The organism is Pseudomonas sp. K5002 (assembly GCF_013386655.1).
Taxonomy (GTDB): domain Bacteria; phylum Pseudomonadota; class Gammaproteobacteria; order Pseudomonadales; family Pseudomonadaceae; genus Aquipseudomonas.
Genome location: NZ_JACARK010001513.1, coordinates 1 through 553 on the forward strand (window position 1 = coordinate 1; position 553 = coordinate 553).

Annotated in this window: 1 protein-coding gene; it reads left to right on the top strand. The window is 68.7% G+C overall.

The genetic code is table 11. The features are described from left to right. A partial coding sequence (locus HX846_RS37600) for an acyl-CoA dehydrogenase family protein (protein ID WP_178967509.1) occupies positions 1 to 553 on the top strand: 553 nt, incomplete at both ends.

Sequence of the window (553 nt, forward strand, 5' to 3'; positions counted from 1 at the left end):
ATCAATGCCCTGCGCGTCGAACCCGACCTCGGCACCCCGGCCCGTGGCGGCCTGCCCGCGACCATCGCCCGGCGTACCGCCGCCGGCTGGCGCATCAGCGGGCGCAAGATCTACTCCACCGGCAGCCATGGCCTGAGCTGGTTCAGCGTGTGGGCCCGCAGCAGCGATGAAGACCCGTTGGTAGGCGCCTGGCTGGTGCCCAGGGACAGCCCCGGCATCAGCATCATCGACACCTGGGACCACCTCGGCATGCGCGCCACCTGCAGCCATGAAGTGGTGTTCGACAACGTGCTGGTGCCGCTGGACCACGCGGTCAGCGTCAGCCCCTGGAGCGCACCGCAGGCGGAACTGGACGGTGACGGGTTCCTGTGGATGTCGGTACTGCTCTCATCGGTGTACGACGCCGTGGCCCAGGCCGCGCGCGACTGGCTGGTGGACTGGCTGGAACAACGCAAGCCGTCCAACCTCGGCGCCGCGCTGTCGACCTTGCCGCGCTTTCAGGAGACCGTCGGGCATATCGACACCCTGCTGTTTGCCAACCGCAGCCTGCTGG